5 protein-coding genes are annotated in these 7,281 nt (G+C 70.1%); 3 read left to right on the top strand and 2 right to left on the bottom strand.

Annotation, left to right across the window (positions count from 1 at the left end):
* The coding region (locus M8I34_RS15395) for an ATP-dependent 6-phosphofructokinase (RefSeq protein WP_250050030.1) at positions 1–1,016 on the bottom strand (1,016 nt) is incomplete at its 3' end.
* Positions 1,017–1,247: 231 nt separating this feature from the next.
* On the opposite strand from M8I34_RS15395, the gene pta reads away from it, so the two are divergent.
* The 3 genes from pta (at position 1,248) to pyk (ending at position 6,078) form a co-directional block, all read left to right on the top strand.
* Positions 1,248–3,344 carry a phosphate acetyltransferase gene (pta, locus tag M8I34_RS15390; protein ID WP_250050029.1) on the top strand — a complete coding sequence of 699 codons (2,097 nt, stop codon included), beginning with the start codon at positions 1,248–1,250 and terminating at the stop codon, positions 3,342–3,344.
* A gap of 48 nt (positions 3,345–3,392) precedes the next feature.
* Positions 3,393–4,604 carry an acetate kinase gene (locus tag M8I34_RS15385; RefSeq protein ID WP_250050028.1) on the top strand — a complete coding sequence of 404 codons (1,212 nt, stop codon included), beginning with the start codon at positions 3,393–3,395 and terminating at the stop codon, positions 4,602–4,604.
* A 61-nt stretch (positions 4,605–4,665) separates the two neighbouring features.
* Complete coding sequence (pyk, locus tag M8I34_RS15380) at positions 4,666–6,078, top strand: pyruvate kinase (RefSeq protein ID WP_250050027.1); 1,413 nt, start codon at positions 4,666–4,668, stop codon at positions 6,076–6,078.
* On the opposite strand, the gene M8I34_RS15375 is transcribed toward pyk, so the two are convergent.
* Positions 6,065–7,255 carry a hypothetical protein gene (locus M8I34_RS15375; RefSeq protein WP_374210913.1) on the bottom strand — a complete coding sequence of 397 codons (1,191 nt, stop codon included), beginning with the start codon at positions 7,253–7,255 and terminating at the stop codon, positions 6,065–6,067. The genes pyk and M8I34_RS15375 overlap by 14 nt on opposite strands.
* Positions 7,256–7,281 lie beyond the last annotated feature (26 nt).

The following is a 7,281-nucleotide window of genomic DNA, read 5'->3' as shown; positions in this document are numbered from 1 at the left end:
GACTCGGCCTCGTCCATCCGCCAGGCGGGCACCGTCTTGAGCTCGGTGACCGCCTCGTGCAGCGGCACCATCGTGATGTCGGTGCCGCGCAGCGCGGTCATCCTGCCGAAGTCGCCGCGGTGCGCGGCCTCGACGGCGTGCCAGCCGAAGCGGGTGGCGAGCACCCGGTCGTACGCGGTGGGGGTACCGCCGCGCTGGACGTGGCCGAGGATGACCGGGCGGGCCTCCTTGCCGAGGCGCTTCTCCAGCTCGACGGCGAGGTGGTTGCCGATGCCGGTGAACCGCTCATGGCCGAACTGGTCGATTGCGCCCTTCTTGTAGTCCATGGTCTCCTCGGCCGGGTGGGCACCCTCGGCGACGCAGACGACCGCGAACTTCTTGCCCCGGGCGAACCGCTCCTCGACCATCTTGACCAGGTCGTTCACATCGAAGGGGCGCTCGGGCAGACAGATGCCGTGGGCGCCGCCGGCCATGCCGGACTCCAGCGCGATCCAGCCGGCGTGCCGTCCCATCACCTCGACGACCATGACCCGCTGGTGCGACTCCGCGGTGGTCTTGAGGCGGTCGATCGCCTCCGTCGCGACACCGACGGCGGTGTCGAAGCCGAAGGTGCGGTCGGTCGAGGAGATGTCGTTGTCGATGGTCTTGGGGACGCCGACGACCGGCATTCCGGCGTCCGCCAGCATCCGGGCGGCGGTGAGGGTGCCCTCGCCGCCGATCGGGATCAGGACGTCGATGCCGTAGTCCTTGGAGAGGTCCTTGGACTTCTCGCAGGCCTCACGGAGCCGGTTGCGCTCCAGCCGGGACGAACCGAGGATGGTGCCGCCGCGGGCGAGGATGCCGCTGACCGCGTCGAGATCGAGCTTGCGGAAGCGTCCTTCGAGGAGGCCCTTGAAACCGTCCTCGAAGCCGATGACCTCGTCGTCGTGTCCGGTGAGGGCGCGGTGGACAACAGACCGGATCACAGCATTCAGGCCAGGGCAGTCGCCGCCTGCGGTGAGGACTCCGATACGCATCGTGCTGTGTCTCCTGTGCTCGCTGTTGGTTCGTGTGAGCCGGTCCGATTGTTTCACGGACGACCGGCCCTCCCCGCATACACGGACCCCACCCCTACTGTCCTCGCACGGGCTCCGCAAGGGAAACTGGGAGAGCGACTTAGCTAGACACGCAGGTATTGTCAAGAGGGGCACGCCCGCAATAACGGCTGATTTTGACCTTGTGGCCATCGATTGGATGGGAGAGCACGCGTGACGCGCAGCGTGTACGTGACCGGTATCGACCGCGGCGACGGCCGCCAGGTCGTCGAGCTGGGGGTCATGGAGCTGCTGACCCGCCATGTCGACCGAGTGGGGGTCTTCCGCCCGCTGACCCACAGTGACGGGCCCGACCGGCTGTTCGACCTGCTGCGGTCCCGCTACCGGCTCACCCAGTCCCCCGACAGCGTGTACGGCCTCAGCTACGAGGAGGCCGCCGCCCTCCAGGCCGAACGCGGCATCGACGAGCTGGTCTCCCGGCTCGTCGAGCGCTTTCATGCCGTGGCCAGGGAGTACGAATTCGTGCTGGTCCTCGGCTCGGACTTCGCGGGCACCAATCTCCCGGCCGAGCTGAACCTCAACGCGCGGCTCGCCAACGAATTCGGCGCCGCCGTGCTGGCCGTCGTCGGCGGCCAGGGCCAGGAGGCCGAATCGGTGCGCGCCGAGGCCCGCAACGCCTACGGCGCCTACCACTCGATGGGCTGCGACGTCGTGGCCATGATCGTCAACCGGATCGCCCCCGAGCACCGCGAGGCCGTCGTCGACCGGCTCGCCGCCCGGCTCCCCGTGCCCTGCTACGCGCTCCCCGAGGACGGCTCGCTCTCCGCGCCGACCGTCGGCCAGATCGTGCACACCCTGGGGGCCGAGGTGCTGCTCGGCGACGACTCGGGCCTCGCCAGGGACGCCCGGGACTTCGTGTTCGGCGGCGCCATGCTGCCGACCTTCCTCAAGGCGCTCACCCCCGGCGCCCTCGTGGTGACCCCCGGGGACCGGGCGGACCTGGTCATCGGCTCGCTCGCCGCGCACAGCGCCGGAGCCCCGCCGATCGCCGGTGTGCTGCTCACCCTCGACGAGCGGCCGGGACCCGACATCATGGCGCTGGCCGCCCGCCTCGCGCCCGGCACCCCGGTGGTCTCCGTGCCCGGCGGCTCCTTCCCGACCGCGGGCGAGCTGTTCGCGATCGAGGGCAAGCTGAACGCCGCCTCGCCGCGCAAGGCGGAGACCGCGCTCGGCCTGTTCGAGCGGCATGTGGACACCGTGGAGCTGACGAACCGCATCTCCGTCGCCCGCTCCGGCCGGGTCACGCCGATGATGTTCGAGCACGAGCTGATCGAGCGCTCCCGCTCCGGCCGCCGGCGGGTCGTCCTCCCGGAGGGCGGCGAGGAGCGGGTGCTGCGGGCCGCCGATGTGCTGCTGCGCCGCGACGTCTGCGATCTGACGCTGCTGGGCGAGGAGGAGGCGATCCGCAAGCGCGCCGCCGACCTGGCCATCGACCTGGCGGGCGCCCAGATCATCGACCCGCAGACCTCCGAGCTGCGCGACCGGTTCGCCGAGCGCTACGCCGCGCTGCGCGCCCACAAGGGCGTCAGTGTCGAGCTGGCCTTCGACGTGGTCGCGGATGTCTCCTACTTCGGCACCCTGATGGTCCAGGAGGGCCTGGCCGACGGCATGGTCTCCGGCGCGGTGCACTCCACCGCCGCCACCATCCGGCCCGCCTTCGAGATCATCAAGACCAAGCCGGGCGCCCAGATCGTGTCCTCGGTGTTCTTCATGTGCCTGGCCGACCGTGTCCTGGTCTACGGCGACTGCGCGGTCAACCCGGACCCGAACGCCGAACAGCTGGCGGACATCGCCATCCAGTCGGCCACCACCGCCGCCCAGTTCGGCGTCGAGCCGCGGATCGCGATGCTCTCGTACTCCACCGGCACCTCCGGCTCCGGCGCGGACGTCGACAAGGTCCGCAAGGCCACCGAGATCGTCCGCGCGCTGCGCCCCGATCTGCTGGTCGAGGGCCCGATCCAGTACGACGCGGCGGTGGACGCGGCGGTCGCGCAGACCAAGCTGCCCGAGTCCGACGTGGCCGGCAAGGCGACCGTGCTGATCTTCCCGGACCTCAACACCGGCAACAACACGTACAAGGCCGTGCAGCGCTCGGCCGGTGCGGTCGCCGTCGGCCCGGTCCTCCAGGGTCTGCGCAAGCCGGTCAACGACCTCTCCCGCGGCGCCCTGGTCCAGGACATCGTCAACACCGTGGCCATCACCGCCATCCAGGCGCAGGGCGCCCAGCCCGGCGCCGGCCACACCGCCTGACCGGCCGCTCCTCCACTCCCGTCCCCGCACCCCATCGGAAAGCGCTACATGACTGCCACCGCCACCCGCGTCCTCGTCCTCAATTCCGGCTCCTCGTCGGTCAAGTACCAGCTGATCGACATGAACGACGGCACCCGGCTCGCCGTCGGCCTGGTCGAGCGGATCGGCGAGCAGACCTCGCGCCTGGCCCACACCCCGCTGGCCACCGGCGGCGACAAGCGGGAGACCGAGGGCGCGATCGCCGACCACGACGCCGCGCTGAAGGCCGTCGCCACGGAGCTGGCCGCCGACGGGCTCGGCCTCGACTCCCCCCAGCTGGCCGCGATCGGGCACCGGGTGGTGCACGGCGGGCTGAAGTTCACCGAGCCGACCGTGATCGACGACGCGGTGCTCAAGGAGATCGAGCGGCTGGTGCCGGTCGCGCCACTGCACAACCCGGCCAACATCACCGGCATCCGCACCGCCCAGGCGATGCGCCCCGACCTGCCGCAGGTCGCGGTCTTCGACACCGCCTTCCACGCCACGATGCCGGAGTACGCGGCCCGCTACGCCATCGACGTGGAGACCGCCGACGCCCACCGCATCCGCCGCTACGGCTTCCACGGCACCTCGCACGCCTATGTCTCCCGCAAGACCGCGGCGCTGCTGGGCAAGGACCCCTCCGAGGTCAATGTCATCGTGCTCCACCTGGGCAACGGCGCCTCCGCCTCGGCGGTGGCCGGCGGCCGCTGCGTGGACACCTCGATGGGTCTGACGCCGCTGGAGGGCCTGGTCATGGGCACCCGCTCCGGTGACATCGACCCGGCGGTCACCTTCCACCTCAAGCGGGTGGCGGGGATGTCGACGGACGAGATCGACGCCCTGCTCAACAAGAAGAGCGGTCTGATCGGGCTCTGCGGCGACAACGACATGCGGGAGATCCGGCGCCGGATCGACGAGGGGGACGAGCGCGCCCGGCTCGCCTTCGACATCTACATCCACCGGCTGAAGAAGTACATCGGCGCCTACAGCGCGGTGCTCGGCCGGGTCGACGCGGTGGCGTTCACCGCGGGCGTCGGGGAGAACGCCGCCCCGGTGCGGGAGGCCGCCGTCGCGGGTCTGGAGGAGATGGGCATGGCCGTGGACGCCTCGCTCAACGCCGTACGGTCCGACGAGCCCCGGCTGATCTCGCCGGAGTACGCCCGGGTCGCGGTCGCCGTCGTGCCGACGGACGAGGAGCTGGAGATCGCTCAGCAGACATACGCCCTGGTCAACGCCTAGGACTCGGTGTTTCCGCCTACCGAAATATTCCGCTCCGAAACAAACCGATAGGATTCCGCCCATGCGCCGTTCCAAAATCGTCTGCACCCTGGGCCCCGCCGTCGACTCCTACGACCAGCTGAAGACGCTGATCGAGGCCGGCATGAACGTGGCCCGATTCAACATGAGCCACGGGACCCAGCCGGAGCACGAGGAGCGGTATCACCGCCTCCGAAAGGCCTCCGAGGAGACCGGCCGCGCCGTCGGCGTGCTGGCCGACCTCCAGGGCCCCAAGATCCGCCTGGAGACCTTCGCCAACGGCCCCGTGGAGCTGGTGCGTGGCGACGAGTTCGTCATCACCACCGAGGACGTCCCCGGGGACAGGACCATCTGCGGGACGACCTACAAGGGCCTGCCCGGGGACGTGTCCAAGGGCGACCCGATCCTGATCAACGACGGCAATGTCGCGCTCCAGGTCGTCGAGGTCGACGGCCCGCGGGTGCACACCATCGTCATCGAGGGCGGGGTCATCTCCGACCACAAGGGCATCAACCTGCCGGGCGCCGCGGTGAACGTCCCCGCGCTGTCCGAGAAGGACATCGAGGACCTCAAGTTCGCCCTCAAGCTGGGCTGCGACATGGTCGCGCTGTCCTTCGTGCGGGACGCCAAGGACGTCCAGGACGTGCACCGCGTCATGGACCAGGTCGGCCGCCGGGTCCCGGTCATCGCCAAGGTCGAGAAGCCGCAGGCGGTCGCCAACATGCAGGAGGTCGTGATGGCCTTCGACGCCGTCATGGTCGCCCGTGGTGACCTGGCGGTGGAGTACCCGCTGGAGAAGGTCCCGATGGTGCAGAAGCGCCTGGTGGAGCTGTGCCGCAGGAACGCCAAGCCGGTGATCGTCGCGACCCAGATGATGGAGTCGATGATCACCAACTCCCGGCCGACCCGCGCCGAGGCGTCCGACGTCGCCAACGCCATCCTCGACGGCGCCGACGCGGTCATGCTCTCCGCCGAGTCGTCCGTCGGCGCCTACCCGATCGAGACCGTCAAGACGATGTCGAAGATCGTCGAGGCGGCCGAGGAGGAGCTGCTCTCGAAGGGCCTCCAGCCGCTGGTGCCCGGCAAGAAGCCGCGCACGCAGGGCGGCTCGGTGGCCCGTGCGGCGTGCGAGATGGCGGACTTCCTGGACGGCAAGGCGCTGATCGCCTTCACCAAGTCCGGTGACACCGCCCGCCGCCTGTCCCGCTACCGCGCGGCCCAGCCCATCCTGGCCTTCACCACCGAGGCGTCCACCCGCAACCAGCTCACGCTGAGCTGGGGCGTCGACGCCTTCGTCGTGCCGCACGTCGACAACACCGACGCGATGGTCGACCTGGTCGACGCCGAGCTGCTCAAGCTCAAGCGCTACAGCGAGGGCGACACCATGCTCATCACCGCCGTTTTCTGCGGCTCCCGAACGGGTCGGTGGCCCGGGGCGTTCCTCAGCCGGTCATGAACTGGTGCAGACCCGGGACGTGGAGGTTGCCGCCGAACTGGCCCGCCTGGTCGATCTTCACCTTGGTGAAGTACGCGAACGGGACGTTGATCGGCGGCGGGTGCTCGGGGTCGAAGACGATCGGGATCAGCCCGAAGAGGTTGCCCTGAAGCCGCTCGGTGTACATGGTCACCTTGCCGCCGCGGATCGTGGACGTGGACCCCTGGGACGCCTGGACGTGGTACTTCTTGCCGGACGCCCGGTCGTCGACGGTCTGGTGCAGATCGCCGATGTCGACGCTGTCCGCCGTGAACTTCAGGGCCTGCTTGGTGTGGCCGTTCTGCGTCTGGACATTGACGACGCCCTCGTAGTTCAGACCGCGCAGGGTGAGCGCGCTGGACTCCAGGTGCCAGGGGTCGTCGGGCAGGGTGGCGGGGGTCTGCTCGCCCTTGCCCTTCTGCTTGTTCTCGACGACGCAGGGGAACGCCTTCTTGCCGTCGGCGTCCTTGCCGTCGACGCCGCCGCCGGGCAGGGCGTTGTCCGCCGCGCCCACCGCGCCGTGGACGGTGTCGTTGACCGTCTTCGACCCGTTCTTGACGGTGTCACCGGCCTTGCCGGCGCCGTCCTTGAGGCCGTCGACCGTGTCCTGGACCGGCTTGGTGACCTTGTCGGTGGCGGATCCGGAGTCCTTGGCCGCGGACGGCGAGGGGCTCGGCGAAGCCGGCTCGGACGCCGAGGGGCTCGGCGAATCCGCCGGCTCCTCGGACTTGTCGCCGCCGAGGAGACCGCCGAGCGCGTCACCGATGCCGCCCAGCAGACCGCCGTCGTCCTTCTTCTCCTCGGAGGCCGACGGCGACGGGGTCGCGGAGCCCGAAGGCTCATCGGTCTTCGCGGAGCCGGACGGCGTGGACTCGGGCGCCTTGCCGTCGTCCTTGCCGGCCGAGGGCGAGGGCGAGGCGGAGGGCCCGTCGGACGGCTCGGCGCCGCCCTTGCCCTGCGCGTCGTCCTTCTGGTCCTTCGCACCGTCCTTGGACTTGGCGTCCTTCTCGTCCACCTTGTCCGGAGCGGTGACGCACGGGCCGTCCTTGAAGGGGCTCTTGGGCGCCGGCTTGGCTATCGCCATCTGGGGCGTCAGCCCCATACCCATGAGCACGGCGGACGGCATGGCGGCGATCGCTATCGCCTTGCCCGCGGGCACGTGGAGCCGAGTCAGCAGCGGCTTCC

The organism is Streptomyces sp. MCA2 (assembly GCF_023544705.1).
Lineage (GTDB): Bacteria > Actinomycetota > Actinomycetes > Streptomycetales > Streptomycetaceae > Streptomyces > Streptomyces decoyicus.
This window is presented reverse-complemented; position numbering and strand designations above follow the sequence as displayed.